The 654-nt window shown below is 71.3% G+C and carries 1 protein-coding gene; it reads left to right on the top strand.

Annotated features, from left to right (window positions below; all coding sequences use genetic code 11):
• Positions 1–645: TetR/AcrR family transcriptional regulator (locus tag IE329_RS40060; protein WP_229928171.1), on the top strand; the 645-nt coding region annotated here is incomplete at its 5' end.
• Positions 646–654: the final 9 nt, after the last annotated feature.

Genomic DNA, 654 nt, shown 5'->3' with positions numbered 1-654 from the left:
CTGAGCCGCGCACGGATGCTCGCCTGCGCCCTGGAGATCATCGACCGCGAGGGCGTCGACAAGCTGTCGATGCGCCGCCTGGCCCGCGCGCTCGACCACGACCCGATGAGCCTCTACCGCTACGCGACCAACAAGGCCGCCCTCCTCGACGGCATCGCCGAAATCGTCCTCGACCGGCTCACCGTCGACTCCACCGACCCGGACTGGTCGGGCCAACTGCGCGCCGTCGCCCACCGCTTCCGAGATCTCGCACTGACCCACCCGAACGCCGTGCCGCTCCTGGTCACCCGCCCTCTCGCAACACCGCTGGCCCTGCGCCCCCGCGGCACCCTGCGCCCCCTCGAAGCCGTCCTCACCCTGCTCACCCGGGCCGGCTTCAGCGGCCCCGACGCCCTGCACATATACCGCGCCCTGTTCGGTCTCCTGCACGGCCACGTCCTCAACGAACTCCAGGAACTCGTCGACAACCCCGACGAGACCGACGACCTGCTACGCCTGGGACTCCACCGACTGCCGATCGGCGAATTCCCCCTCCTACGCGGCCTCGCCACCACCCTGGCCACCTACGACGGCGCCGCCGAACTCGAACGCGGCCTCGACATCCTCCTGAGCGGCCTCACCGCCACCCTCGCCCCGCAGCCGTAGCGGCCCCTC

Source organism: Kitasatospora indigofera, from assembly GCF_014655955.1.
GTDB lineage: Bacteria > Actinomycetota > Actinomycetes > Streptomycetales > Streptomycetaceae > Kitasatospora > Kitasatospora indigofera.
This window is presented reverse-complemented; position numbering and strand designations above follow the sequence as displayed.